The organism is Lysinibacillus sp. (assembly GCF_032093475.1).
Lineage (GTDB): Bacteria > Bacillota > Bacilli > Bacillales_A > Planococcaceae > Lysinibacillus > Lysinibacillus irui.
On the sequence record NZ_DAMDAY010000005.1, the window covers coordinates 58,696 to 85,480 of the forward strand.

Annotated in this window: 33 protein-coding genes; 23 read left to right on the forward strand and 10 right to left on the reverse strand. The window is 38.6% G+C overall.

Annotated elements, in window-relative coordinates:
- Positions 1–183 precede the first annotated feature (183 nt).
- The 6 genes from RT445_RS02505 to RT445_RS02530 all read left to right on the forward strand — a co-directional run bounded on the left by RT445_RS02505 (position 184) and on the right by RT445_RS02530 (position 3,344).
- The gene (locus RT445_RS02505) at positions 184–582 is read left to right on the forward strand and encodes a MarR family winged helix-turn-helix transcriptional regulator (protein ID WP_274797007.1); all 399 of its coding nucleotides are present in this window, start codon (positions 184–186) and stop codon (positions 580–582) included.
- Positions 582–929: a DUF3147 family protein gene (locus RT445_RS02510; protein WP_205443261.1), complete on the forward strand. Its 348-nt coding sequence runs from the start codon at positions 582–584 to the stop codon at positions 927–929. Before RT445_RS02505 ends, RT445_RS02510 begins: the two co-directional genes overlap by 1 nt.
- A gap of 16 nt (positions 930–945) precedes the next feature.
- The gene (locus RT445_RS02515) at positions 946–1,431 is read left to right on the forward strand and encodes a GNAT family N-acetyltransferase (protein ID WP_274797008.1); all 486 of its coding nucleotides are present in this window, start codon (positions 946–948) and stop codon (positions 1,429–1,431) included.
- Positions 1,432–1,478: 47 nt separating this feature from the next.
- Entirely contained in the window at positions 1,479–1,943 is a 465-nt protein-coding gene (locus RT445_RS02520; protein WP_274797009.1) for a hypothetical protein, read from the forward strand.
- A 134-nt stretch (positions 1,944–2,077) separates the two neighbouring features.
- A complete protein-coding gene (locus RT445_RS02525) occupies positions 2,078–2,584 on the forward strand; it encodes a hypothetical protein (RefSeq protein WP_274797010.1) in 507 nt (168 codons plus the stop codon).
- A gap of 313 nt (positions 2,585–2,897) precedes the next feature.
- Positions 2,898–3,344 carry a DUF6241 domain-containing protein gene (locus tag RT445_RS02530; RefSeq protein ID WP_274797011.1) on the forward strand — a complete coding sequence of 149 codons (447 nt, stop codon included), beginning with the start codon at positions 2,898–2,900 and terminating at the stop codon, positions 3,342–3,344.
- Between the two features lie 63 nt (positions 3,345–3,407).
- On the opposite strand, the gene RT445_RS02535 is transcribed toward RT445_RS02530, so the two are convergent.
- Positions 3,408–3,890, reverse strand: a complete 483-nt coding sequence (locus RT445_RS02535; RefSeq protein ID WP_274797012.1) for a hypothetical protein — start codon at positions 3,888–3,890, stop codon at positions 3,408–3,410.
- A 134-nt stretch (positions 3,891–4,024) separates the two neighbouring features.
- Here RT445_RS02535 and RT445_RS02540 point away from each other — a divergent pair, with 134 nt between their 5' ends.
- The 3 genes from RT445_RS02540 to thrS all read left to right on the forward strand — a co-directional run bounded on the left by RT445_RS02540 (position 4,025) and on the right by thrS (position 7,633).
- Positions 4,025–4,624, forward strand: coding sequence for a hypothetical protein (locus tag RT445_RS02540; protein WP_274797013.1), 600 nt, complete (start codon positions 4,025–4,027; stop codon positions 4,622–4,624).
- Positions 4,625–4,636: 12 nt separating this feature from the next.
- Positions 4,637–4,993: a hypothetical protein gene (locus tag RT445_RS02545; RefSeq protein ID WP_274797014.1), complete on the forward strand. Its 357-nt coding sequence runs from the start codon at positions 4,637–4,639 to the stop codon at positions 4,991–4,993.
- Between the two features lie 723 nt (positions 4,994–5,716).
- Positions 5,717–7,633 (forward strand): threonine--tRNA ligase, encoded by a 1,917-nt coding sequence (gene thrS, locus RT445_RS02550; RefSeq protein WP_313469614.1) that lies wholly within the window; start codon positions 5,717–5,719, stop codon positions 7,631–7,633.
- 128 nt (positions 7,634–7,761) lie between these two features.
- Here thrS and RT445_RS02555 read toward each other — a convergent pair whose 3' ends face one another.
- The gene (locus RT445_RS02555) at positions 7,762–8,232 is read right to left on the reverse strand and encodes a hypothetical protein (RefSeq protein WP_312507287.1); all 471 of its coding nucleotides are present in this window, start codon (positions 8,230–8,232) and stop codon (positions 7,762–7,764) included.
- Positions 8,233–8,393: 161 nt separating this feature from the next.
- A complete protein-coding gene (locus RT445_RS02560; RefSeq protein ID WP_004230265.1) occupies positions 8,394–8,564 on the reverse strand; it encodes an aspartyl-phosphate phosphatase Spo0E family protein in 171 nt (56 codons plus the stop codon).
- 521 nt (positions 8,565–9,085) lie between these two features.
- On the opposite strand from RT445_RS02560, the gene RT445_RS02565 reads away from it, so the two are divergent.
- A complete protein-coding gene (locus RT445_RS02565) occupies positions 9,086–9,610 on the forward strand; it encodes a hypothetical protein (protein WP_274797017.1) in 525 nt (174 codons plus the stop codon).
- A 25-nt stretch (positions 9,611–9,635) separates the two neighbouring features.
- Complete coding sequence (locus RT445_RS02570) at positions 9,636–10,193, forward strand: histidine phosphatase family protein (RefSeq protein ID WP_274797019.1); 558 nt, start codon at positions 9,636–9,638, stop codon at positions 10,191–10,193.
- A gap of 47 nt (positions 10,194–10,240) precedes the next feature.
- Here the strand turns inward: RT445_RS02570 and RT445_RS02575 are convergent, their stop codons facing one another.
- Positions 10,241–10,792 (reverse strand): GNAT family N-acetyltransferase, encoded by a 552-nt coding sequence (locus RT445_RS02575; RefSeq protein ID WP_274797021.1) that lies wholly within the window; start codon positions 10,790–10,792, stop codon positions 10,241–10,243.
- A 192-nt stretch (positions 10,793–10,984) separates the two neighbouring features.
- Here RT445_RS02575 and RT445_RS02580 point away from each other — a divergent pair, with 192 nt between their 5' ends.
- From RT445_RS02580 to RT445_RS02590, 3 genes are read left to right on the forward strand one after another with little or no spacing between them, the layout of a single operon-like run.
- Entirely contained in the window at positions 10,985–11,569 is a 585-nt protein-coding gene (locus RT445_RS02580; protein ID WP_274797022.1) for an SMI1/KNR4 family protein, read from the forward strand.
- Complete coding sequence (locus tag RT445_RS02585; protein ID WP_274797023.1) at positions 11,570–12,067, forward strand: GNAT family N-acetyltransferase; 498 nt, start codon at positions 11,570–11,572, stop codon at positions 12,065–12,067.
- The gene (locus RT445_RS02590; RefSeq protein ID WP_274797024.1) at positions 12,055–12,486 is read left to right on the forward strand and encodes a GNAT family N-acetyltransferase; all 432 of its coding nucleotides are present in this window, start codon (positions 12,055–12,057) and stop codon (positions 12,484–12,486) included. Before RT445_RS02585 ends, RT445_RS02590 begins: the two co-directional genes overlap by 13 nt.
- A 14-nt stretch (positions 12,487–12,500) precedes the next feature.
- On the opposite strand, the gene RT445_RS02595 is transcribed toward RT445_RS02590, so the two are convergent.
- Positions 12,501–13,238 (reverse strand): class I SAM-dependent methyltransferase, encoded by a 738-nt coding sequence (locus RT445_RS02595; protein WP_274797025.1) that lies wholly within the window; start codon positions 13,236–13,238, stop codon positions 12,501–12,503.
- Positions 13,239–13,548: 310 nt separating this feature from the next.
- Here RT445_RS02595 and ccsB point away from each other — a divergent pair, with 310 nt between their 5' ends.
- Both ccsB and RT445_RS02605 read left to right on the forward strand, forming a co-directional pair.
- Positions 13,549–14,733 carry a c-type cytochrome biogenesis protein CcsB gene (ccsB, locus tag RT445_RS02600; protein ID WP_274797316.1) on the forward strand — a complete coding sequence of 395 codons (1,185 nt, stop codon included), beginning with the start codon at positions 13,549–13,551 and terminating at the stop codon, positions 14,731–14,733.
- A gap of 16 nt (positions 14,734–14,749) precedes the next feature.
- Complete coding sequence (locus tag RT445_RS02605) at positions 14,750–15,088, forward strand: hypothetical protein (protein ID WP_274797026.1); 339 nt, start codon at positions 14,750–14,752, stop codon at positions 15,086–15,088.
- 405 nt (positions 15,089–15,493) lie between these two features.
- On the opposite strand, the gene RT445_RS02610 is transcribed toward RT445_RS02605, so the two are convergent.
- Positions 15,494–16,684, reverse strand: coding sequence for an amidohydrolase (locus RT445_RS02610; RefSeq protein WP_313469621.1), 1,191 nt, complete (start codon positions 16,682–16,684; stop codon positions 15,494–15,496).
- A 12-nt stretch (positions 16,685–16,696) separates the two neighbouring features.
- Entirely contained in the window at positions 16,697–18,226 is a 1,530-nt protein-coding gene (locus RT445_RS02615; RefSeq protein ID WP_313469623.1) for an AbgT family transporter, read from the reverse strand.
- Between the two features lie 150 nt (positions 18,227–18,376).
- Between RT445_RS02615 and RT445_RS02620 the strand changes: the two genes are divergently transcribed.
- Positions 18,377–19,690, forward strand: coding sequence for a hypothetical protein (locus tag RT445_RS02620; protein ID WP_274797029.1), 1,314 nt, complete (start codon positions 18,377–18,379; stop codon positions 19,688–19,690).
- A 126-nt stretch (positions 19,691–19,816) separates the two neighbouring features.
- Here RT445_RS02620 and RT445_RS02625 read toward each other — a convergent pair whose 3' ends face one another.
- From RT445_RS02625 to RT445_RS02635, 3 genes are all read right to left on the reverse strand, one after another.
- Complete coding sequence (locus RT445_RS02625) at positions 19,817–20,017, reverse strand: cold-shock protein (protein ID WP_274797030.1); 201 nt, start codon at positions 20,015–20,017, stop codon at positions 19,817–19,819.
- Between the two features lie 216 nt (positions 20,018–20,233).
- Complete coding sequence (locus RT445_RS02630) at positions 20,234–20,860, reverse strand: response regulator transcription factor (protein ID WP_274797032.1); 627 nt, start codon at positions 20,858–20,860, stop codon at positions 20,234–20,236.
- Positions 20,835–23,027 carry an ATP-binding protein gene (locus RT445_RS02635; RefSeq protein ID WP_274797033.1) on the reverse strand — a complete coding sequence of 731 codons (2,193 nt, stop codon included), beginning with the start codon at positions 23,025–23,027 and terminating at the stop codon, positions 20,835–20,837. The genes RT445_RS02630 and RT445_RS02635 overlap by 26 nt, the downstream gene beginning before the upstream one ends.
- Positions 23,028–23,216: 189 nt before the next feature.
- Between RT445_RS02635 and RT445_RS02640 the strand changes: the two genes are divergently transcribed.
- From RT445_RS02640 to RT445_RS02665, 6 genes are all read left to right on the forward strand, one after another.
- On the forward strand, positions 23,217–24,137 hold the full coding sequence (locus RT445_RS02640) for a hypothetical protein (RefSeq protein ID WP_274797034.1): 921 nt from the start codon (positions 23,217–23,219) through the stop codon (positions 24,135–24,137).
- Between the two features lie 74 nt (positions 24,138–24,211).
- The gene (locus RT445_RS02645; protein WP_274797037.1) at positions 24,212–25,189 is read left to right on the forward strand and encodes a thymidylate synthase; all 978 of its coding nucleotides are present in this window, start codon (positions 24,212–24,214) and stop codon (positions 25,187–25,189) included.
- Positions 25,190–25,294: 105 nt separating this feature from the next.
- Entirely contained in the window at positions 25,295–25,558 is a 264-nt protein-coding gene (locus RT445_RS02650; protein ID WP_274797038.1) for a hypothetical protein, read from the forward strand.
- Between the two features lie 44 nt (positions 25,559–25,602).
- Positions 25,603–25,809 carry a thymidylate synthase gene (locus tag RT445_RS02655; protein ID WP_274797039.1) on the forward strand — a complete coding sequence of 69 codons (207 nt, stop codon included), beginning with the start codon at positions 25,603–25,605 and terminating at the stop codon, positions 25,807–25,809.
- Between the two features lie 104 nt (positions 25,810–25,913).
- Positions 25,914–26,327, forward strand: coding sequence for an Rrf2 family transcriptional regulator (locus RT445_RS02660; protein WP_274797040.1), 414 nt, complete (start codon positions 25,914–25,916; stop codon positions 26,325–26,327).
- A gap of 69 nt (positions 26,328–26,396) precedes the next feature.
- Positions 26,397–26,785, forward strand: a 389-nt coding sequence (locus RT445_RS02665; protein ID WP_313469628.1) for an NAD(P)-dependent oxidoreductase, incomplete at its 3' end; no start/stop codon positions are given.

A 26,785-nucleotide genomic window follows, 5' to 3' on the forward strand; every position in this document is an offset into this window, starting at 1 on the left:
GACAAGTACCTATTTCACATCGTTAGCAAGATACGCAGAAAGATAGATGATTATGAAAAATAGATAGAAATTTTAAGAAGGTTGTTGGGGAACTGTCTGAAAATAAAAACTTTAAGGATGTCTCTTTCGTTATGTCGTATTATACGATATAATCGTGTGGAACGATATAAAGGAGTCTAGACGATGATTAAAGATATAAATGACTATTTTACAACGATTTTCTATCATCTACATACAACACATGAGGATGTCATTTCCCATCAAAGCGTCCGTATTTTACAGATGATTCAAAAGGAGGCGGAAGTAACAGTACGTGATATTGCTGGATTACTAAATATTTCTCCCAATACAGCGTCAGAGCATATTAAAAAGCTGGAGCGCCATGGCTGGGTGACAAAGGAGCGGGCGAGTGATGATCAACGGAAAGTTATTCTTCATTTAACCCCAGAAGGGCTACAGGTGCTGAAGAAAAACTCCGAATTAGATGAGGACAAGCTACAGCAGGCACTTCTTCAGCTAACTGAACAGGAACAGCAAGCTATCCTACAGGCATTTAGACGCCTAAGTGAGGTGGCGAAATAATGTATACATTTTTTAAAATTCTTAGCTCGGCGGCGATTATTGGTGTTGTAACCGAGGTAGCACGAAGATTTCCAACCTATGGTGGCATCATTGCCGCATTGCCGTTGGTGAGTATTTTAAGTATTATTTGGCTGACGGTGCAAAGTGAGTCGAGCGAGCATATTCAGCGTTTTACAGTAGGAGTCATCGTTGGCCTGCCAGCAACAATGTGCATGCTTTTTGTGATATACATGGCGATGAAATCCTCAATGCATATCGTCCTTGCTATTGGTCTAGGTGTGCTGTCATGGGCAGTGTTCCTAGGCATTCAAAAGGCGATTGCAGGTGTTTTTCATATTTCGATTTAAAAAAGGGGTTCTAAACATGACATTGACAAAAATTCACCAATTACCCCAACATGAGGTGCTTCATTTTTTTGAGGAGCATTGGGGCAGTACAGAAATGGTCATTTCCAGTGGGATCTATGACTGCAGTCAATTAGAAGGCTTTGCTTTTTTGGATGAGCAGCGAGCGATCATTGGATTGATTACCTATATTATGCGCGAAGAGGACTGTGAAATTATATCATTGGATAGTACAGTTGAGGGGAGAGGCATTGGTTCAGCGCTTGTAAAAGCTGTAGAGCAAGAAGCTGTTGGACAAGGTTGTACAAGCATTTCTCTTATCACAACGAACGATAACTTACATGCCTTGAAATTTTATCAAAAACGAGGCTATTATTTACTCGAAATATTGCGCAATGCAGTCGAACAGGCGAGAGCCTATAAGCCTTCTATCCCTTTCATTGGTAATGATGGTATCCCGATACGAGATGAAATACGTTTACAAAAACAACTTGACTATCAATAGGTCAGGTTGTTTTTGTTATACTGATGAAAGAGAAAGAGAGGGAAAGTATGAAAAAATTACTATTTATTTTTGTATTGAGTGTACTTGTGGTCGGTGCCGTTTTTATGATTTATCTCAAAAGTAATCCGCCACTTGTCATTCAAAGCTATACAAGCAAACAGGACAATGAGGCAGTCAAAATAATAGCGCTTGAAAATAAAGGGCTACGTGAAATTAAACTCAAACAACTTCTTGTGAACGATAAGCTCCCAGACAGCGTAGAGCTTGTCATTAGTAAGTCCGAACCATTTGAGGTAGAAACAAAACTAGAGGGAAATAGCCAAATGTCTTTTCATAAATTATCACAGCGCATAATTTTACCAAGTCGATACATAGATCAACAAGCGATTGGCAAGCAGCCTCAGCATTATGCTGTTCAAGTTCAAGCTTCTGACATTAAGAAAGTAACGATTCACTATGAGTATTTAAAAATACCTTTTACACTAACAGCCGAGCTTCAAGCGGGGAAATAAGGATAAGCGAAGCAAATTTTGTCTTATCCTTTATGCCCGTGTCTATTTCTAAGATTGTTTGATGAAAAGCACCTATCTCTCCTAAATCATGGTAATATTTTAGTAACAGCAATCTTGATACTAGGAGGGACCTAATGGCATTTATCATTTTTGGTATAGTACTATTTATCTGTATTATCACTGTGACGTTAGTGTTAATGAAAAAGCTTTCGAACAATGATATTATGCTTGACGTGACAGCCACTTGTAATGGGAGAAATGAAGACAATCAAACGATAATGAAAATATATTTTATGTATTCAATTGGTCGGGTTGCCAGTCGAAGACGAGAAATAATAGGTAGTATTGAATGGTCTGAAGGTTGGTTGCCAGTTAGCTACAATTTAAAAGAGAACGGTGCTTATCATGAAGAGCGGCTTCTATTTGCAACAACTGAGCAATCCTATTGTACTTTTGACATCAATGCAGCAAAGGCAATTGATGAACAGGGGCGGGGAGAGGGCTATGTAGTTCTTGTGCTGGAAAGTCCGACCCATTCTAATATATCGAGAGCGGGGGTTGTTCTCGCGGTCACAGCCAATATGGTCACATATCAATTATCTGACTCAACGAGCTGGCACAATGATGTTGTAGTCAATTAGCTTAGCTATCCAATGTCTTAGGGCAATGGAAAATACGTTGACGTATCCTTAAAAAAGACAACTAGCAGAAGATTTGAGGCTACTCAGAACGAACCATCGCTTGAGCATTTATGAAATTGGAGCCTTTATTCGAGTTATGGCAAAAATCTATGCTATTGCAAACTACCAAACTCTCATGCATACAAGCATCAACAAATGCTTTGCAGCGTGAATAGACAATTCATAACGTCTCCTACATATGTAGGGGACTTTTTGTGTTTCTATTGTTTGGACGTAATAAATTTGCGATAATTTTTAAAGAGGTGGTTTAAAATTGAAAAAAAGTTATATTTGGGGTGTTCTTTTTGTAGCTGTAGTGTTGAGTATAGGTGTTGCGTTTTGGATAAATGATAAAGAAACAGAGTCCATTGTTGAAGATGATGGGGAAGAATCACTTAAGGAAACGGATTTATCTTGGGTAGACGGTGTTCATGCCGCTATGCTTGATGATTGGCAAAGTGGAGATAAAACGTTTGATGAACGTTTAGTGCAAGAAGTGATGTTAGATATGACACACCAAAAGGTTGATACGCATGTAGAAGAAGGTACAATGGAGATAACAGCGGAACGAATTGATCATTTGATGCAGATAACAGAAGAAGAGGAAGCCGTCTTTTTTCATAATGAAACATATATTGATATATTAAAACGTTGGAAAGAAAATGATTTTTCAACAGTTGAGGATGACCATCAACTACTCCATTCTCTTTATGATCGATGATTTAATTACGCTAATACAGCTTTTGTCCTTATATAGAGGCACTTACACTTGAGTAAGTGCCTTTTATTTTGTTGCATTTACTAAAATACTAAAAAAATCACTATCGTTTACAATGGCATAATTTTCTCGATTATTAACAATATGCAGCGACTTTTTGTCTGAAATAAGATACATTGTATAACCTGTATTTAATGAAATCGTTATTCGGTAATCGTACTCAATGGGGTCTATTGTTGTTTTAGCAAATTTTGCATTCTGAAAAGCTTGTATAAGCTTTTTTTGCGTTTCTTCTGGAATTTCAATTCGTGTAAATATATCTTTTTTATCTGTATCAATGGTATGAACGGTTATAGTCTGCTTTTCCACATTAAAATCAGCGTTTGCTAATATATCCTTTGCGGAGTATTCAGTGTTCTCCAGTACGTCTGTTGTAGAGTTGTTATTTTTCATAACATCTGTTGTAGAATCGCTTTGGTCTTTTTTTACAATTAAAAAACCAACAGTGATAATGATAAGGAAAGACAAGATCATGATGATTTTTTTCATATAGACCCCCCTTTTTTAATTAACTGAATTATAGCAATTTTGGTACTTGAAAGTAAAATTAGGCTGTTTATGGAACCAAATGGTGGGAATATCGTATAGAAAGAAGAAGGATCGTAGGATGGAGGAGGAGTTGGATGTCTAAAATGCCAAGCAAGGGCTACGACGACCCAAGGCTAGAAGAAATAGACGAAGAAATTTGTGTACTGTTGCAACTACGGAAAGAGCAATTCAGTCATACCCCAGGTTTCCCCACTGATGAAACCATCACGGAATGGGCGCAAAAGTATGGCCTTGATGACTTATTTTTAACCATGCTCTTTAGTTTAATAAGATCAGAAAAATACTATCAAGCAAAGGTAGAACCTACAGGCTTTCTTCAATATATTCCCGTATTACAGACAGTTGAAGCGGGAGAACGGTTATATACAGTTTCCTATATTCGCCAATACGAAAATGCAAGTGTGGTCCAGCTATTAATTGACTGGGATGCGCAACAAGACGCTACTCAGCGTATTCATGAAAAATTGGACTGCAAATATTTAAAGTTGTTTATAGATGATCATTACGAATGTCGGAATACGGGTGCGAGCGGCTCGGATGGGCATGAAAGCAATAAGTTTGTGGTGACACCACCCTTACCAGATGACATCCAAGGACTCGACTTCGTGTTTACAGAATATCATGATGTTTTTGAAGAAAAGCCAACAGGATTTACTGTCACTATACATTGTTAGGGGGAAGGCTTGTTGAAAAAATGGATACTTCCACTGGTCCTGTTTATCCTTTTAGCAGGCTGTCAAAGTGAAGAACAAGAGATTCATTACATTGCTAAAAGTGAACATTGGAAAGCGATCTATCATAATAATACCGAGGAAGGCTTACGTTTATATTATCTGGGTGACTCCCATGATTTGGGGCCTTTACAAATTACAATTGAAGGAACAAAAATCACTCAATCGTTGGATGATGCACATTTAAATAAAGAGGGATATTATTCATTCACGAAAAAAGAGAGTGAGAAAATGTTTAAACGTGATGCGAAACCTATAATTCATATGAAATGGCAAACTAAAAGCGAGACTTTAGAAGTGAAAAATCATTAAGAGATAACAAAAATGTGCGAATTGAGCAACGGGGAAATGTAGTGGTCGTGAATAAAGATTAGCGGAACCAAAATACTCCACTTGTGAACGTTATGTCATTTATGATGATACCTTTTATAGTTTTATTTTTCACATGCTGTAATGAGTTGAAAGAGGAAATATGTGATGATCTGCATTGCCGCTACTGTGTACAGCGGCCTGATTACACACTGCCTAGCAATCGTTAATTTTTTCAAATCAGTGTTTGACAAAAAATCCACTATTCGTTATAGTAATTAACAATTTCATGCAAGATGAAATGGGCAATGATAAGGACAAGAGATTTAATCAACCATTTTCAGAGAGGGAGGCAATCGCTGCAAGCTTCCTAATGTCGTGATTTCTTCTTACTACCTTGGAGCCGTGCTTGGAAACTTGCACCGTTTTTTGCAACGTTACAGCAAAATCAATGAGCCGCTAGCAAATAAACTAGTGGGAATTTGGGTGGAACCACGGGTAATAACACATACTCGTCCCTTTGTTGGGGCGAATATGTGTTTTTTTTATTTTGATTCAGCAATTGTTTTTATTTCGAAAACATAGCGACAACGGAATCAAGATAAACGCTCAGGCTGGTGTCATGGATGAATTTTGGAGAGAGCTTTTCGAGCAAACTCCAAAAATCTAGACAGAAACAATGCCGAGGCGCATATTATTACATTTTTACTAAAAGGAGTAGAGAACATGTCAAATCAAGTTATTCACATTCAATTTCCAGATGGTCAACAGCAAGTATTTACGAAAGGCGTGACACTAACCGATATTGCGCAGGCAATTCGTCCCGAGCTTCGTAAAAAGGCAGTGGCAGGAAGTGTTAATGGAACCATCGTTGATTTGACGCACCCGATTATGGAAGATGCTCAAGTTACATTGTACGATGCAAGCTCGAAGGAAGGGATCGAGGTTATTCGCCATTCTACGGCCCATTTATTAGCGCAAGCAATTAAGCTACTATACCCACATGCACAATTTGGGGTAGGACCAGTCATTGAAAACGGCTTTTATTATGATATAGATATTGCCAACACATTAACACCAAATGATTTGCAGCAAATTGAGAAAAAGATGAAACAAATTGCGCAGGAAAATATCCAAATTCACAGGCGTGAAGTATCTCGGGAGGAAGCACAGCGGCTATTTGCACACGATGCGTTGAAGCTAGAGCTAATTGAGGCTATTCCGGTAGATGAAGCGGTAACGATTTATGAGCAGGGAGAGTTTTACGATTTATGTCGAGGCCCACATGTCCCAACTACAGGTAAATTGCAGCACTTTAAATTAATGCATGTGTCAGGAGCTTATTGGCGAGGTGACAGCAGTAAGCCAATGCTTCAGCGCATTTACGGTGTAGCCTTTGCTACAAAAGAAGAGCTGCACAACCATTTTGTCTTTTTAGAGGAAGCGGAAAAGCGTAATCATCGCAAGCTTGGTAAAGAGCTATCCTTATTTATGTTTTCAGAAGAAGCGCCTGGCATGCCATTTTATTTAGCAAACGGTCAAATTTTGCGCAATGAGCTGGAATCCTATTTGCGACATTTACAAGCGAAATATGATTATAGGGAAGTAAGGACACCACTAATGATGAATCAGCGCCTCTGGGAGCAGTCGGGCCATTGGGATCATTATAAGGATCAAATGTATTTTACACAGGTGGATGATCAAAGCTTTGCCTTAAAGCCAATGAACTGCCCAGGACATATGCTCATTTTTAAAAACAGCCTCCATTCCTATAGAGACTTACCAATTCGCATGGCTGAATTTGGGCAAGTACATCGACATGAATTTAGTGGAGCCTTAAATGGTTTATTACGTGTCCGATCATTTTGTCAGGATGATGCCCATATTTTTGCAACACCACAGCAAATTGAGGATGAAATTGCGCTGGCATTAAAGATTATTGACGAGGTGTACAACGTATTTGGTTTCCGCTATACAATAGAATTATCGACACGACCAGATGATTATATGGGCGATTTGGCACTATGGGATCAAGCAGAAGCGGCACTAGAGAACGTGCTAACAAATTTGGGTATTGCCTATACAATCAATGAGGGCGATGGCGCTTTTTATGGACCAAAAATTGACATTCATATTAAAGATGCAATTCAGCGCAGCCATCAATGTGCAACAGTACAGCTCGATTTCCAACTGCCAGAGAAGTTTGATTTAACATATATTAATGAACACAATGAAAAAGTAAGACCTGTTGTTATCCATCGAGCGGTATTTGGCTCGATTGATCGCTTCTTAGGCATTCTTATTGAGCATTTTGGAGGAGCATTCCCAACTTGGCTAGCACCACAGCAAGTACAAGTTATTAATGTTGCAGAAGTGCATCATGACTATGCCAAACAAGTAGTAGAAGTATTACAAGAGCAAGAAATTCGTGTGCAATTAGATGACCGCCAAGAAAAGCTTGGGAAAAAGATACGTGAAGCACAGCTACAAAAAATTCCGTATATTCTTGTCATTGGAGATCGTGAGGTTGAGAACCAACGAGTGGCTGTTCGTAGACATGGTCAGCAAAATTCCGTTGAGCAATCACTACAGCAACTAATAGATGACATCACAGGAGCTATTCAAGAAAAAAGGTTATCTTAATTCCACTGTAGAAAAAAAAGCTTGCTTTGAATGTACGTGTTCAAAGCAAGCTTTTCAATTTTTAGAAAAATTTTATTTCTATTTTTTTGAAATGACTACTAGAATCTACGTGATGTGCATACAATGAATTAAAGGTCCTTGGAACTTTCTAGAAAATGTGAATGTCCAAGTATTACTTCTTGTGTTTCAGCGTCGATGACAAGAAATTTTTGATAGGACTCATCGGTATTGTGCTGAAAGGATGCTAAAAAATAAACTTGTCGATTGGGATGAATAAAAGTATGTTGAGAGAGGTCGATTGTTTCCTGATTACTATTTGTTTGTAAATAAAAGTTTTGTGTCGCATTTTCTACATCTCTAAAAGCCATTTTTTGACGAATATTCAATGAAGCATTAGCATATTCCTCATAAATTGTACGATTAAGCTGCTGATAAAATTCGTCCTCATCACGAAACGATTGAAATTGGTTGTTTGGATATTGATATAGTGTATTGATTTCAGTTGGTGTGCAAAGTGTGGGTGTTGTTTGGTCTACTGAATGTTGAGGTGGCAATAATATTTTAGAAACAACCATAAAAGTTAAGATGAATACTTGCATCATTCAACCTCCAAATGTCTTCTTAAGAAAAACATCGCCTACTTTTACTGTATCTATACATTTCGGCTTGATGAATGCATGCATGAAAGATAAAACCAGCCAAAAAACTTGTCTGGCTTTATCTCAATCTATTCTTTCTTCTATATAGATGCCTCGTTTGATTAGGAAGCTTGAGCTTGTTTTAAATATCTATTAAGTAGGACATCCAATTCTTGACTGTAATCTACTACAATAGGGTGGGTGAAACCAAGATCCTTTGCCTTTTTATACATAATTCTTCGTTTGATCTCAATTTCCGCCTTCAAGAATTGTTTAAGTAATAAGTTTACCAAGATATTTTCCTCCTAATTTTTTATCCATATTCCTGAAATTAATTTCTCATGACCTCGATTCAACTTTTTCATTGTATATCACTTATATTAAAAAAAATGTCATATTGTGTATCGTTTAGCAAATTCGTAATTTAGTCACATGTAGGGACCTTTATCCTGTTTAATAAAATGAAATGTTTTTTATAATGTTGAATAAAATGGTCTATTTAATTCCCTTTTTATAGAAAATTATACCATGCTTAAAACCCTATTCATTGACTTGATAGGGTTATTTGCTTGCTTTTATTTAGAAAAAATTAAGTGAAAAAAAAGAAGGTATTGATCCTTTTATACTATGAAAATAGTTGTGAATAGAAATTGAATTTTCCGATAATTTATCCTGTGATTTTTATCTTGTCACATTTTAGCAAATTCCCTTTTATGTTGTTTAGAATTGTGGACATTTCATTATGTATGGTGAAATGTTGAGAATTTTTGAAATTAATGGAATAATAAAAGATAGATTTGAGGTGATGAAGTGTATGGTGAAAAAGCTAGTTTATGTTGCAGTTATTGCAAGTTTACTAGCAGCATGTGAAGCGAAAGAACCCGCTCAACAACCTACCATTGATGCTGACATCGTCAAGACAGCTGCGACTGACTTTAGTTATGTAGCCAATTTACCATCAGAAAAAAAGGAGCACTATCAGACGTTCTTAAATGACGGCGATATAGCAGTTTTGCAAACCTTTTCGCCAGAGGAGATGGTACTGATAATGCTCGATTTAGTGCACGAAACACGAATAGATGCATTATATGCAATTACTTACCAAAATAGTGCAACTCCTACAAAAGAAAAGTTTGAACAGCAATATATGGATTTACGGGCATATGATTTGTTAGAAACCCATCTAATGTTTCGTTATTATGATCAAGTAGCTATTAATGAAGCGAGCACCCCAGATAGGCAGGTTGTTCAACTGGAAATTTCCGCGAGTAATCACAACTTCGCAAAAACCTTTGCTCTTCAAAGGCAAGATGGTATTTGGAAGATTCTTTTATTTTGATAACAGGGGAGATGAAAAGAATAGGATGACTGTTATGTATTTTGTAAGACATGCTCATGCACATTATTCAGTGGATGAATATCACCGACCTCTCTCGACGCAAGGGATAAAGGATGCGGAGCGTGTTACAAAATTATTTAAAGAGAAACAAATTGAAGCAATCTATGCTAGTCCATATCGTCGAGCAATTCAAACAGTGGAGGGCATTGCGCATGCTCATCATCTACCCATACAAACCGTGGATGCTTTAAAAGAACGGCAGCTTTCAAGTGGAGAGATGACGGATTTTCATGCAGCTATTCAGCGAGTGTGGCAGGAGCCAAGCTTTGCGTGGGAGGGTGGGGAGTCAAATGAACAGGCGACGGCACGTGCTGTCGAGAGCTTGCAATCCATCATTCTTACCCATCCACAGGAGAGCCTTGTTTTAGGGACACATGGCAATATCATGGTATTGATGATGCAATACTTTGATGCCCGCTATGATTACGCATTTTGGCAGCAGCTTACGATGCCGGATATTTATAAACTAACATTCCAAGGTTTAGCACTACAGCAAGTAACACGCATATGGCAAGAGGAATAAAAAAAGAGATACTACAGCAACCATAGTATCTCTCTTGTAGTTATTGGTTAATTTTTCTCCCATTCCGAGCGTAATAAGCCAAACAATAAGATGTCATGAAATGTACCGAAGCGAAAAATTTCTTGGCGTAAAGTACCTTCTTTTGTGAAGCCGCATTTTTCATAGGAGCGAATAGCTGCCTGATTAAAGCTAAAAACTTGAAGCTTGATTTTTTGTACAGCGATGTATTGGAAAATAAAATCTATGAGTGTTTTCATTGCATCAGTCCCATATCCTTTGCCTTGCCACGCTTTTCCGATTGCAATGCCTACAGAGCAAGTACTGTTTTGCCAGTTGACGGAAAAAACACCGCAGGAGCCAATCAGTTGATGGGAGTCCTTTTCATAAATGCCAAAAAAGAATTCCTCCTTTTTTCCACTTATACTATGAAAGAATGCAGTGTGATCCTCTTTCGTTTGAGGAAAGGGAATATCATCATTGGCAAGAAGCAATGTAGTTATTTCACTTTCGTTGGCTACGAAGGCTTTTAAATCAGTAGAATCCATTTGCTGTAGCATAACTGATTGACCAGTTAGAAATGTGTTGACATAGTGTTCCATTTGTTATTCTCCCTTGTATCAGGGCTGCAAGTAGCGTTACAACCCTTTGATTGTTGATAAAACTTTAACGTCTACTGCATTGAACGAACTCATAGGCACAACTCCTTCTTCATGAATACTTCCATAGTAGCATGACGGAATAGTAAAAGTATATTAATGTAAAAAATAAGTTTAATAGAAAGAGGGATTAAAATGCGTACTAGCTATTTTCAACGTTTACTCCAACACTTACCTGAAGAGGAACAACGACAATTAGAGCGTGCAACTGGTGCAACAGATACACAAATTCAGGCATTGCTTGAAGTTTTTCCGGATTGTCCGCAGTCCTTACTAGCATTACTTCAGGATGTCAATGGTACCTATTATTGTAAGCATGGTCAAGAAACAATCTGTGTTCTTGTCCTAGGTTCCGATTTAGGTGACTACCCGTATTATCTGAAATCCGTTGAGCAAATCATTGAAGATTATCATGACAATCGAGAATCAATATATGAACGTTATCAAGAGTTTTTGGAGTATGTCGAAGTCGACGGAAAAATCAATATGCATGTGCCATTAAATGAACGATTATGCTTTGCCGATTGCATGAATAATGGTGGAACATCTAGCCTGTTTCTTGATTTTTCACCAAATGAAGCGGGACAAGTAGGGCAAGTGGTTCGTTATGTGCATGATCCAGATAGCTTTGAGGTCATTGCCTCCTCCTTTGATGATTACTTACAGCAGCTTCAAGAAGGGGACTACGAATTTACAGCTATTTACGAGGAGGAGTACTAAATGTCCATGAAGCTTATGTTCTATGAGGATAGTGCGCAATCTTTAATAGAAGAATATACAATAACAGATGAGCAGCTCCGCTATACAAAGTCACCACAGGAAAATATTGAACTCGCTAGGCAGGATCACAGTCGGCATGCTATTTTAGCCATGGATGGAGACAAGCTGGTAACCTTTTTTGTGCTACATGAAAAAGACGGGGTCAAGCCTTACACTTCTAATGATAAGGCATTGTTAATCCGTTCATTTTCTACTGATTATTACGAGCAGGGTAAAGGCTATGCCAAGAAGGCACTGCAATTGTTACCTGATTTTGTGCGGCAGCATTTCCCTCATATAAATGAGCTTGTGCTAGGTGTAAATGTACCAAATAAAGCGGCGCAAGCCCTTTATACAAAGTGCGGATTTGTGGATGAGGGAAGACGGGTCATGGGATTTCGAGATGAGATTAAGGTGATGAGCTATTCCATGAAGGATGATGATAAATGCAAAATATAATAGAAGCAGGAATGGAGCACTTACAGGTACTTTGTGCGATTGATCAAGAAGTAATTGGCGATCAATCAAGAAGCCATGAAATTCAACAAGCTATTAAAGAGCAACGCTGCCTTTTGTATCAAGCTAATAAGGATGCTGCGGGTTTTCTACTATTTAATAACGACTTTTTTGGTCATAGCTTTATTTCTTTAGTGATTGTCAAGCCTTCCGAGCGGAGAAAAGGGGTGGCGACTAGCTTAATGCGTGCATATTTGGAAGTCGCGAGGACACCAAAGGTATTTTCTTCTACTAATCAATCCAATACAAGCATGCAGCAAGTATTTCAAGCCTTAGGGTTTATTAAAAGTGGCTTTATTGACAACTTAGATGAAGGGGATCCAGAAATTATTTATGTAAAAAAAGCCTCACCACAGGAGTAGGGTGAGGCTTTTACTTATTTTTTAGCTTTTATAAATAAAAAGGACGGACGGCGTAGCTCCTTTTCAAGGGAAGGAAGCTGAAGGATAGCTTCTTTGCTAGGAAGAGGTTCGACTATTTTCTCAATGGTTAACCCGTGGGCAATCAATGTATTGATCATCGTCGCAATGGTACGATGATATTTGACAACCCCTTCCACGAGCCATGTCTGCTCACGCAAGCCCTCTTCATGATAATGATCGATTGCATAGTGAAGACGATTATGCTCGTTATCATAAATCCAATTATCCTCCATTGCTTGACGAGCTGTAGCAATCGGATGCTCGACAGAAAAAACAAAAACACCGTTAGGACGTAGCATTCGAGCTATTCGGTCAATAACCGCATCGAAGTCTTTAACATAATGAAGGGAAAGGGAGCTTGTTATACAATCAAAGCTATTGGAAGGTGCTTCATAATCCTCGATTGCTTGTAGCTGATAGTCAATTTGCGGATGGGCATGCTCTTGTTTCGCCATTGCCAACATATTACTAGAAACATCCAGTGCGGTCACATGCTTGGCCTGATGGTCGATACAATATTTGGCGAACTCACCCATACCACAGCCGATATCGAGAATGTCGCTATTCGTTAATGGTGGTAGTAAAGATTTCATTGTGGGCTGCTCCAACAGACGATTATAATTCAATTCCTTTTGCCTTAATGCTTTGTATTGATGGAAAAATATCGGATTATCATAAATATTTTGTTTCATGGAAAACCTCCAATTTGTGAAACATAACGTTATGTCAATTGTGCGCATCATTATTTTCCCATGGGAGGCAAAAAAGAAATAGACTTTTTTTGCAATTTTTTGTAGGATGTAGATAGAGGCATATCACTTTTTCTATTACCATCTATTTACAGTTAGATGATTTTTTGTTATGCTCTACGTCCTTCAATTCACCTGCTATTTCACCAATTTGTAACAATTCAAAAAAATAAAAATATTTACAGGGAAAACATGGCACCTCTTGCAATCTTGTATCGTTCCTATTAGTTGGAAGCAAATTCCGAAACAGAACATGGGAGGGATTCATGTGAATCAAGAAACCTTATTATCTATTAGCAGCAATTCTTTATTTGTTGCCTTTATCTTACTACTGATTGCAATTGTGCCTTTAGGGCTTGCGGTCAAATCAAAGGGCAAATTATTCGGCAAGCTAGGACTGTTTCTCACGTATGTAGCCTTTGCTTTACAGCTCGTCTATTTTGTGGTGAGATGGATGGCTGTAGATCATGCACCTGTGAGTAATATGTATGAATTTATGACATTCTTTGGCATTATGCTGACAGGAAGTTATTTAATTATTCATTTCCTCTATAAACAAATTGTAGTGGGCTTATTTACTATTCCTGTTTCATTAATCATCCTTGGATATGGAAGCGTTTTCGCGAAGGAAGTATCACCACTTGTTCCTTCACTGCAAAGCCACTGGTTAACTATTCATGTTATGACAGTTGCCTTTTCTAGCGCAATTTTATCAGTGTCCTTTGCTACAGGTTTGATTTATTTATTAAGAACGTTGGATGTCTCGAAGAAATCCATCAGTACATACGGTCTAGAGTTTGTTTTATATTGTTTAGTTGTGGTCATCGGCTTTATCGGTGTTTCCACGACATTTAGCTTTGCCTCAGACGATGTCAAAGTACAATTTGACAATGCGCAGGGACAGTCAGAACAAGCCGTTTACTCGATGATGCCACTTATTGTGACAAAAGGTGCGGTCACAGAAAATGGTGAAGCAGTCGGTATGATTGAAATCACGAACAAAATTGATGCCAAAAAGTTAAATTCCATTGTTTGGGCATTTATGGTCGGTACGATTTTATACGCTGTCATTCGATTAATTACAAGAAAATCTATTAGTGCTTTATTAAAGCCATGGACAAGCCGAGTGCAGCCCCAATTAATGGATGAAATATCCTACCGTGCTGTCGTCATCGGCTTCCCCTTATTCGCATTAGGCGGCCTATTGTTTGCTATGATCTGGGCACAAATTGCGTGGAGTCGCTATTGGGGCTGGGACCCAAAAGAGGTTTGGGCATTGATTACCTTTTTATTCTACGCTGCCTTTCTCCATTTCCGACTATCCAAAGGCTGGGAAGGTGAGAAAACAGCCTGGCTAGCCATCATCGGCTTCGGCATCATCGTATTCAACCAAGTCTTCGTCAATCTAGTAATTGCCGGCCTACATTCCTATGCTTAATTTAGAGTGCACTTGCTTGGAAGTAGACCAACCAGTGCGAGAACTGCTCCAAATCGGGTGGGTAGTGATCCAAAAGGTGAGGGAACCGCTCCAAAGCGAGTTGGAAGTGATCCAAGAGGTGATTGAACCGCTCCAAATTGGGTGGGAAATGATCCAAAAGGTGAGGGAACCGCTCATTAGTGAGGGGAAAGTGATCCAAAAAGTGATCGAACCGCTCCAAAGTGAGTGGGAAGTGATCCAAAAGGTGATCGAACCGCTCCAAAGTGAGTGGGAAGTGATCCAAAAGGTGATCGAACCGCTCCAAAGTGAGTTGGAAGTGATCCAAAAAGTGACCGAACCGCTCCAAATCGGGTGAGTAGTGATCCAAAAGGTGATCGAACCGCTCAATAGTGAGAGGAAAGTGATCCAAGAGGTGATCGAACCGCTCCAAAGTGAGTGAGAGGTGATCCAAAAGGTGACCGAACCGCTCCAAAGTGAGGGGGAAGTGATCCAAAAAGTGATAGAACCGCTCCAAATTGAGTGAGAAGTGATCCAAAAGGTGAGGAAACCGCTCCAAAGTGAGTTGGAAGTGATCCAAAAAGTGATCGAACCGCTCCAAAGCGAGGGGGAAGTGATCGAACTAGTGATCGAACCGCTCCACCAAATCAGGAAATCACACCAATGCAAGGCAGAACCACTTCACCCCGAAGAGAACCTCTTAAATCCTCCGCTTCTCAACAAAAACAGGACGAGATGCTGCATGCATCTCGTCCTATTAATTTTAATTATGCTTTGCGAAGTAGTCTAATGTTGCTTGGCCTAGAACGTTGGCAGCAATTCGTAAGGAGCGTTCGTCGATATCGAATTTCGGGTGATGGTGAGGATATACTTCCTCCCAATTTGGATTTTTTGCGCCTGTAAAGAAGAAGGCACCTGGGATTTCCTCTAAGTAATAGGCAAAATCCTCACCACCCATATTAGGGTCAACCAGTTCAACAGCTGCTACATCTGCAATTTTCTCTGCGGATTCCATAATATGCTCTGTCTCTGCTTCATGGTTAACAACAGGTGGATAGCCTCGTACAAACTCATATTCGTAGTCTGCTTTTGTTAAATAGCATGTGGCCTTTAATAGTTCTTCAATTTCACGCTCTAGCAAACTGCGCTCTTCCTCGTGGAAAGTGCGTACAGTACCTTTCATATACACTTGATCAGCAATGACATTGAATGGATTGAGGGCCTCGATATGCCCAATCGACACTACTGCTGGACGTAATGGATTGACGCGACGTGCCACGAGCTGCTGTAAATTCGTAATAAACTGTGCCGCTAAAACAATGGAATCCTTGGTGTCACTTGGGTTGGAACCGTGGCCACCTTTGCCTTTGATTGTTATATAAATACCATCTGCTGCAGCCATTAATGGTCCCTTCGCTGTTTGTACTTTTCCAAGTTCAGTTGGAGCCCATAAATGTGTACCAAAAATAACATCGACACCTTCTAGGCAGCCGTCCTTAATCATTGAAATAGCTCCACCCGGGGCCAGCTCCTCTGCATGCTGATGAATAAAGACGATAGTTCCTGCTAGGTCATCCTTCATTTTGTTGAGGGCCTTCGCTAAAATTAACAGGGAGGCTGTGTGTCCATCATGTCCGCAAGCATGCATACGACCTTTAATTTTTGATTGGAAAGGTAAGCCTGTTTCTTCTGTAATGGCTAAGGCGTCAAAATCCGCGCGTAACGCTACGGTTTTCCCGGGTTTACCACCTACTAGCTTTGCCACAACACCATTGCCACCTACACCTTCATGAACCTCATGACCTAAGGCGCGATGAAAGGCTGCGATTGTTTTCGGCGTTTCTACTTCCTCGAAGGAAAGTTCAGGATTTTCATGGAAATGACGACGAAGCTGAATCATTTCTTCCTCATATTGCTTTAATAACTCTGCTAATTGTTGTTGTAATGCTGTCATGTAAAACACTCCTTATTTTAAGTAAATATAATCACCAGGTCCTAGCGGTAAACCGAATAGGAACCAAAGAGCAAATAAGATAATCCAGCCGATTGCAAAGAATACCGAGAACGGTAATAAAGAGGAAATAAGTGTCCCGATACCGATATTTTTATCGTAGCGCTTTGCAAACGACAGAAGAATCGCGAAATACGGTAACATCGGCGTTATTGGATTTGTAATCGAATCCCCTACACGATAGGCTATTTGTGTAATCGCTGGGGTATAACCTAAGTAGAGGAACATCGGAACAAAAATCGGTGCAAGCAAAGCCCATTTGGCTGATGCACTGGCGATTAATAAGTTAACAAATGCACAAATTAAAACAAAGCCAATCATCATTGGTAAACCTGTAAAATTTAATGCTTGTAACAGCTCAGCCCCTTTTATGGCTAAAATAGAACCAATATTACTCCAGTTGAAGAAGGCGATCATTTGTGAAGCGGCAAAAGCTAATACAATAAATGGTGCCATATCAGCGATGGATTTAAAAATTTTCTCCGCAACTTCTTTATCGTTTTTAACCTCCTTCGCTGCAATACCATAGGCAAGACCAGGTAATAGGAAGAAGAATAACATGATGGGTACAATGCCTGACATGAAAGGTGAATTTAAAAAGCCGCCTGTTTCAGGATCACGTAAAAGCCCATTCGATGGAATAACTGTAATAGCAATGACTAAAATATAAGCTAGCGTTACGATTCCAGCCCATTTTAATCCTCGTTTTTCTAGGGCTGTCAATGGCTCTAGCTTTTCAACCTCTCCGTTAAACGTACCGAAGCGAGGCTCTGTAAACTTTTTCGCAACCCACGTGCCAATAATGACTAGTAAAAATGTCGAAGCAATTAAGAAGTAGTAGTTCATCGTTGCACGACCAGTATACGTAGGGTCTGCTATATGTGCTGCTGATTCGGTAATTCCTAGTAATAATACATCGAGAGAGCTAATCAAAATGTTGGCACTGAAGCCTCCAGCTACAGCTGCATATGTAATAATTAAACCAGCTAATGGATTGCGACCAATACTCATAAAAATCATAGCTGCAATAGGTGGTAAAATGATAAATGCCGCGTCAGCAGCTAAGTTTCCAACTAAACCTGTAAAAATAATAAAAGGTACAATTAACTTTGTCGGTGCTGACATCACGATCTTCTTCATGACAGCCGAAATTAGCCCTGTTTGCTCAGCTAAACCAATACCAATCATCGTCACGATAACTAGCCCTAGAGGAGCAAAGCCTGTAAATGTCGATACCATTTGCGTTAAAATTAAGATGAGTCCTTCTTGACTTAGCAGGTTTTTGACTTCAATGACCTCATCTGTACCGGGTTGAACTGCTGAAATACCTAGCATAGATAGAACCCATGATAAAACTAGTACTATACCTGCTAGAATAATAAATAACGTGATTGGGTCTGGTAATTTATTGCCTGCACGATCGATTTTATCTAACATGTTGTCAATCCAAGATTTTTTCTTAATTGTTTGTGAATTCCCTTGCATAAATTTCATCTCCTTTTATACTTTATTAGACTTATTCTTTAAAAAATGAATGTCTGTAATTTAAGACATTAAAAATCTATGTCCTTTATACAAAGAAACCATATTTTCTGACTATTTTCAATATTTATTTTTCAATAAGGAGATATATGTATGTATAAAATTAATGTTTTTACCGCAAAACGTTCGCTTTCTTGGGTTCAGCAACTTGAAAAAATTAAACCCGCTTTTTGTAAATTTCATTACTATGCTTATAACGATAATGCACATTTACATGAGCTTTTAGAGAAGCATTTAGATGGGGGAGATGGAGCACTTTTTAGCGGGCAGATTCCTTATTTCTTTGCTAAAAGCTATTTTCAAGAAGTAACAGTACCCATGCATTATTTCGATATTTCAGAGCGTGATTTTTACCGTACCGTTACGGAGCTTTTTTATGAGAAAAAGATAGCTATGAATCGTATCGCCATCGATTTTTGTTATGAGGAAAACGGCTATCTTGGTATTCATGAATGGTCGATAGGTGAAAAACCGTTTCTTTTTAGCCAAACAATGAGCGAGTTCGCTAGTAGCGATATTATCGACAAAGCTGCAGAATGGCACATACAATTGCATAACGAAAACAAGGTTGAGCTAAGCTTTACACGCATTGCAGAAATACGTGAACGATTAGCGCTTCAAAACATACCGTTTATTGCTTTTTACCCATCTCTGTATGCCATGCAATTAACATTGGATCATTTTGTCAAACAGCTTCAAATTCGCCAGCTTAATCAAAACAAAGTCGTTGTTGTACATATTTTAATTCCGATAGACAAATCGAATCTAGATGACTTAGAATATCGGCAAATCGCCTTATATAAAGCGATTTTAGATTTCAAACGACTATATGCTTGTTCGTTTATCGTGCATCGAGAGGCTTCATTCCTTGCGATTATCACGACATATCAGCAATTCTTATCTACAACAGATCAATATACACATTGTCAGTTAGTTGATTTTTTAAATGATAAGCTATCCTTTCCTGTCAAAATAGGGTGGGGGATTGGTGACTCTCTTATTGAAAGTCAGGAGTTTGCTAAAAAAGCCGCAACCCTCTGCTCCTCAAAGGAAACACAGGGCTATATAATTGAAAATACACGAGAAATCGGACCTTTATTATATGCAACAAAGCTACAGTTTGACGATGAAAAACAACAATACTTAAAAACGTTAAGCACTACCTATGACATTCCTTTATTACAATTACAAAAAATTGACGCTATGCTGGAAAAGCTAACGACCACTATCGTCAGTGGCGAATTGCTCAGCACTCATCTTGGCATAACAGTCCGCTCGGCAAACCGAATTTTAAAGCAGCTCCATGAAAAAAATTTAGCACACGAATTGCCAAGCAATACCTCTTCAACACGTGGGCGCCCAAAAAAGTATTATCAAATTACTTTAACGAACAAGGACCTTAACTAAACTTACTATCAAACAGGGGCTTAGTGGACAGTTCCTTGGAGCTTGTATGATATAGCCTTGAAATATGAAAAAGAGACATCCATTGTAGGATGTCTCTTTATGATGCACGTCTATGTTAAGTGAAGATTATAGTTTCACTACATTCGTTGCTTGAGGTCCACGGCTTCCTTCTTCTACGCCGAATTCTACTTTTTGGCCCTCTTCTAAAGTTTTGAAGCCATCTGCTTGGATCGCTGAGAAATGTACGAATACATCGTTGCCACCTTCAACTGCGATGAAGCCAAAACCTTTTTCTGCGTTAAACCATTTTACTGTTCCTTGTGTCATGTAAACACCCTCCCAAAAAAATTCAACAATCAATTGCTTCCATCACATATAAAAAACGTATTCAAAAGCTTGTATTCCTTGTGTATACGCGTTTTTAATCATCGCAACGAAGTAATGTAATTATTACCTTTATTATAGTACAGAATTGTTTGTATATCCAGTATATTCCGTTTTTAGTAAAAGAATTTTTACAATTGTCATCAAATGGTAATGATATTAATCAATCCATGCTTTTTCCTTGGCCACAATGACGGCCTCTGCTCGGGATTCAACATTCAGTTTGACGAATAGCTTCGATAAATAATTTTCTACCGTGCGCTGAGTGACCCCTATAGCTGAGGCAATGGCTTTGTTCGTACAGCCTTGTGCAACGAGCTGTAATATTTCCTGTTCTTTATCACTTAATAATACCTCTTGCTGAACATTAGGTAGGTTGGTACGTTGCTGGACAAAGTCTAAGAAATCGGCTGCCAGCAAAATTTCGCCTCTTAGCGCTGCTTGGATCGTTTGAATCACCTGTTCCTTCGTTGCAAGCTTTGATAATAAGCCATCAATTTTTTTCTCAATGAGTAGCTCATAATAATCGGACAGCTCGTAGCCTGTATAAAGAATAATGAGTGCTTCAGGTTGTTTTTTCTTAATCATTTCTGATAATTGAATGCCATTGATTGGCTTCATATTAATATCAATTAGGAATAACTGAAAAGCTTCGGTATCCATTCTTGGTAAAACAGCTGCACTATCCTGTTCGGTTTCGATTTTGACATTGGCTAAATCCTGTAACAATGTTTTTGTACCATCTAAAACGACAGGATGGTCATCTATAATAAGTATGTTCATCATATGAATCCCCGTCCTCTTGTATTTGTATAAAAATATGCATGCCCTCATTGTGGCTAGATTGGATGGTAATATTACCATTAAAAGCACGGACACGTTCGCGAATGCCATTAATGCCCATGGATGCAGAGGACTGGATCAAATCGTCTATGTCACAGCCTATCCCATTATCGTCATATTGAAGGATAAAGCCATGGGGAACTGCTTGTAATTGGAGCGAGACCTCCGTTGCTTCGGAATGCTTGATTGCATTATTGAAAAGCTCCTGAACGAGACGATAGACCACGAGATGGAGGGTTACATCCTGGAATTGCACCTGATCTATTCGAGCATCTAATAAAAAGTCGGCACGTATCTTTACCTTTTGAATCAGTTTTTTTAAGGCTATTTGTAAGCCAAAGGTATCTAGTAGAGGGGGACTTAAGTTCTCGCAATATTCTCGTAAGTCCTTCGTCGCATTTAATAGTTGCTCACGAATATCCAGCACGGTTCCTTTGTTAATAGTAGGTGAGCCAGCAAGAACATCAAGCTCTCTAGCTAAATGCAGCTGCTCCTGCAAAATGGTATCGTGTAATTCCTGTGCTAAAATACTTTTTTCTTTCTCAATAATATTCCACAGCAATTTATCGAGCCAATGAAGCGGTGTATCACTGGTGTTTTTAATTTGCTGTATGTCACGAACTAAATCCTCAATTTGCTGTAAATTATTGATGGACATGGACACATACAGCGCGAGCAATTCTAACCAAAGCAGCTCTTCCTTTTGTAAGGCATGTTGTATCTCTAACATAATTTTTTCCTCACCAGCATCATGTAGCAGCAGCCGCGTATAGGAACTGGCAAGCTGTGGGGAATCTTCTGTTATCGTACAGATATGAAAGGCTGTCGTGCCTAGTTTTTCGGTAATTTCATATTTAAAACGGTCTAATAATTCTTGCTGGTTTTTTGCTTTCCCCATACGATGAACCGCCGCATATAAATTATGTACATAATTTCCAGTGGAAGAAAAGATAATTTTTCGATACTTAAAATCAATGCGTTCTTTTACATAAAAGCTAGCAATGATAACCAAAAACAGCAGTAAAAAAATACTTGTCATATGAACAATGGAAAGCTCGCCTAAAAATAATAGCGTAATCCCTGCTGTGGCTAGAAGGGCACTGAAAAAGGCCAGTGTTGAATAATAGCGTAAACGGGATAATTGGTATTCAATATCAAATAATCGTTCGTTCACCTGAATAAACAGAAATGAGAATGGAATAAATAATAAAAATAAAGCAGCTATTTCGGCGTGTAATAACGGCTTATGTCCTAAAATTTCAGGTGCCACGAAAAACAATAAAAATGGTAAAAATGGCACAATAAACGCAATGGCAATCAAACGAATTTTAGCTAGTTTCGTCCGTAAGTAACTCGTTAATAAAATATAAATAGCATAGAGCACAAGAATAGCAAATAAGCTCAAGTTTAAGAGAGGTGTCAACTCACGAACAGTTGGCAAAAATTCTCCTAGTAAATCACAGACCGGAATGATAAGTGGAAACAGATATAGCCATTTACTGTCGATATAGGTCCATTTAATTCGTAAGTAGTTGAAAAAATGCTGTAAAAAGTGAAGGAAGAGAACCATACATAAAATAATACATATGCCGATGACAAACTTGCCAATGACATTCCCTCTTGCAGAAGCGCCTGTGCTAATGTAGGCCAGGGAACAGGTTAATAAAAATAGAATCAATAAAAAAGTGGATAGATTATTTTTATTACGCTGACATAAATAAAGTGCAACAACGAAAGCTAAAAGAAAATAAAAGATAGGAAACAAAATTTGTAAATATAATTCTTCCGGCATATCTCGATGCTTTACAGCAATGGTTTGAATCGCCCCATCAGGTTTTTGAATCGTTAATGTATGGGCACTTCTAATGATGGAATATAGCTGAACAGAGCGGTCTTCCAAAGTCGGCTCTCCATCAATGGCTAGAACGATGTCCCCTTTATTAATATTTTTTTGCTGTGCCCATTGAGGATAGTAGCTATCGATGAAGACAGGTTGTCCATTTGTTATATCAACGCTCATACTAATAAAGGGCGACTTGATTGCAATGGCTAATACATAAATGCCAAGTATAAAATAGGTAAGAAAAATACTATATGTCCATTTTTTCATTATGAAACCTCAAGTTTGCTTATGATAATAATCTCCTATATATTATCGCTAATTATTGATAAATTTGGAATACCGAAATGACGCGTTTCGGAAAACCACTATTATTTTTTCGGAATAACGAAATAGTGTTTTCGGACATGGCTATGATAGGGTAAATTTAATCATTGTGACGAATAGGGGGGCTATTGCGTGAAAAAAGGCATTTTATCACTTATTGTGTTTTTCCTCATCGCTATGATCATGAGTCCGTTGACCACGAAAGCCAAAACGGTAGATCAAGAGAAAGTCGAAGTGGAAATTTGTCTCATCGGTAGTGATAATCATTTTGTTTATAAAATTCCGAAGCGTTTACATAAGGATATACCCTACACTGAAATGAGGAATGGCATTCAAGCTTCCTTAGCTAGTCATTGGAAAATTGAAGAAGCTCATTATGAGGCGAATAATTCAAATGTTGCTTACACCTTTTACATAGGGGATTTATTTCAAGAAAAGCAAGATGGGCAGCTGAAGGTATCGATTCCTTATCGTATTTTACTTGGGATGTTTGGGGAACAGGATCCTATTCAATTGCGTATTTTAGCGAGTAAGTTATCCCATTGGACTGTCAATACAAAGGATTGGACGGCACTTGGCTTTATGGAGCCTTTTACTTTTTTAAGTGAGCGCGAATATATATATGAGGGCGCAGTCGACGATTTATTGAACCAAAGGGTGGGTCATTTTAATGGTACGATTCAGAAAAATCAATTATTAGTATACAGTGTCATTTATTTTAGTTTTATTGGTATTCAATTGCTTGCTTGTCTCATTTTGTCGAGACGCTTAAAAAGAAAAATCATTCAAAATCCAGACAATATGCATCAGTTCCGTAGACTGAATTATCTGTATCAATTACTACCAATTTTAATTATTGTTGCCCAAATCATCTTTCTTGTGATGACTGGCCTTATTACAGCATTCGGGCTTTACTTCAGCCCTGGCATCGATTTATTAGTTATCGTTGGACCTATTTTACTCAATATTATTTTACTTCCTAGCTTTTTCGTCACGGCAGAGAGTGAAATCTCCCGGGAGCTTAACAACAAGAATTCCTACCATTCGAGCTAATAATAGACGTACGAAAATACGCTGTAAAATGGTATAATGGTCAACAGCAAACTTGAAGGAGCTGTTGAAGAAAAATGACGCATCCAGAAATGGCGTACTTAAATTTACTACAACATATATTAGAACATGGCACGAAAAAAGAGGATCGTACAGGGACAGGTACATACAGTGTCTTTGGTTACCAAATGCGCTTCGATTTAAGCAAAGGCTTTCCACTATTAACAACAAAGCGTGTGCCTTTTAAGCTTGTAGCGAGTGAATTGCTATGGTTCATAAAAGGGGATACAAATATTCGTTATCTATTACAGCATAATAATCACATCTGGGATGAATGGGCATTTAAAAAATGGGTAGAATCAGACGATTATACTGGCCCTGATATGACGGATTTTGGTCGCCGTTGTTTAGTGGACGAATCGTTTAATGTCCTCTATCAAAAAGAGCTTGCCTCATTTTGTGAGCGTGTTTTAACAGACGATGATTTTGCACAACAGTACGGAGATCTTGGCAATGTTTATGGCAAACAATGGCGTCATTGGACAACCTCTAATGGAGAAAGCATTGACCAGTTACAGGATGTCATTGATCAAATTAAGCATAATCCTGACTCACGTCGTATCATTGTCAATGCATGGAATCCAGAGGATGTCATTAATGCGGGTGCAAAGGGCAGTAAAGCGGCATTACCGCCATGTCATGTCATGTTCCAGTTTTATGTAGCTGATGGTAAATTAAGCTGTCAGTTAATGCAGAGAAGCTTAGATACATTATTAGGCTGTCCTTTCAATATTGCTTCTTACGCCTTATTAACTCATTTGATTGCCCATGAATGTGGACTCGAGGTTGGTGAATTTATTCATAGCATTGGGGATGCTCATATCTATGCAAACCATGTGGAGCAAGTTAAGGAACAGCTTTCACGTGAGCCAAGAGACCTACCAACATTACACATCAATCCGAATAAAACATCGATTTTTGATATTGAGCTTGAGGATTTATCTATTGAAGGATATGATCCGCATCCTACGATTAAAGCTCCTATTGCCGTATAATACTAGCAGCAGCCATTATGGTTGCTGTTTTTTCTTGCTTTCATCTAGTTCTTACTAATCATTTTAGTAAACGGGTAAATAGTTAGATGACTAGTTAAAGAGAAGTTGATTATATTAATTATGGGATTATTAGCATTATTTGGAACAATGGCGTTCGTCAACATAATGGTAGAGGTGAAAGTTGTGAAGAATACACTAGTACTTCAAGCAGAAGAAAGTGAACCACATCCAAGACATCTAGAACAAAAAATTGGTTTGGAGCAACAAATGTTTTCTGTTAATACTGCAAAATTGTCAGAGCAGCAAGTCCTAGAGATGATGCAAATCATTGAGGAGATTCGGCTGAAAGGCTATAAAGAAACACTATAAATGTAAGCGCCTTCTAAGCTATAATGGCTGTGGAGGTGTTTTTTATGAACGTAATTTTTATCGATTCATTTTCAGGGGAAGAATTATTACATATGGTCTCACAGGATGTAGCGGGTATTTTGGCAGCTGCTCAGGGAGAAAGTGTGACATTTCCAGTAGGTCACTTTAAATATGAATTTCACAATTTAGATTTTTATGAGGACAATGGACAAATCCGTCAAGAATTAGTGATTTATGTGAAAAAAATATAAGTCATGCATGGGAAATAGTTAAAGGGAAACAATATTTACAGGTGACAGTGCTTGACTTTTTTCTGCACCTGTAACTATAATGGTTACAACAGGTGGTGATTCATATGGTGAACAGTCGATTTTCGGTGGCGATCCATATACTTTCGCTCATTGCCACAACATCTGATAAAAGCCTATTAACGTCCGATTTTATTGCTGGCAGTGTGAATACAAATCCGGTTGTGGTGAGACGTATGATTGGTGTCCTAAAAAAAGCGGGCTTACTTTCATCACGATCTGGGATGGCCGGCTACGAGCTATTAGTTGAGCCAAAGGATTTAACATTGTTAGCCATTTATCAAGCAATGGATGGGCCAAAGCAGCTTTTTGCGATTCATGATGAGCCTAATCCAGCGTGTGCAGTGGGACGTAAAATCCAACATACATTGGAAGGGGTTTATACATCTGTTTGGCAGGCAATGGAGGAGCAATTACAAGCACAGACGCTTCAGGACGTGCTAGATCAACTTCGTATTTAGACGGAGATGATCTTTTGTATCCAACCTGTAACTAAAATAGTTACAACTATATTTGAGGAGGAAAATTGAATGAAAATAGCAGTGATTGGTGCAACAGGGAAAGCAGGACAAAAAATAGTAGAGGAAGCGTTACAACGTGGTCATGAAGTAACAGCCATCGTTCGTTCGGCAGCAAAGGTAACAGCCTCTATTCCAGTGATTGAAAAAGAGGTTTTTGAATTAACGCAAGAAGATGTGAAGGGCTTTGATGTGGTGGTAAATGCATTTGGTGCACCAGCAGGTCAAGAGGAGTTACATGTAAAAGCAGGTCGTCATTTGATTGCAATTTTCAACGGAATTGACACAAAATTATTTGTCGTAGGTGGGGCAGGCAGTCTATTTGTGGACCCAGAGAAAAAAGTGCGTGTTATGGATACACCTGATTTCCCAGAGATGTTTTTGGCAACAGCCCAAAATCA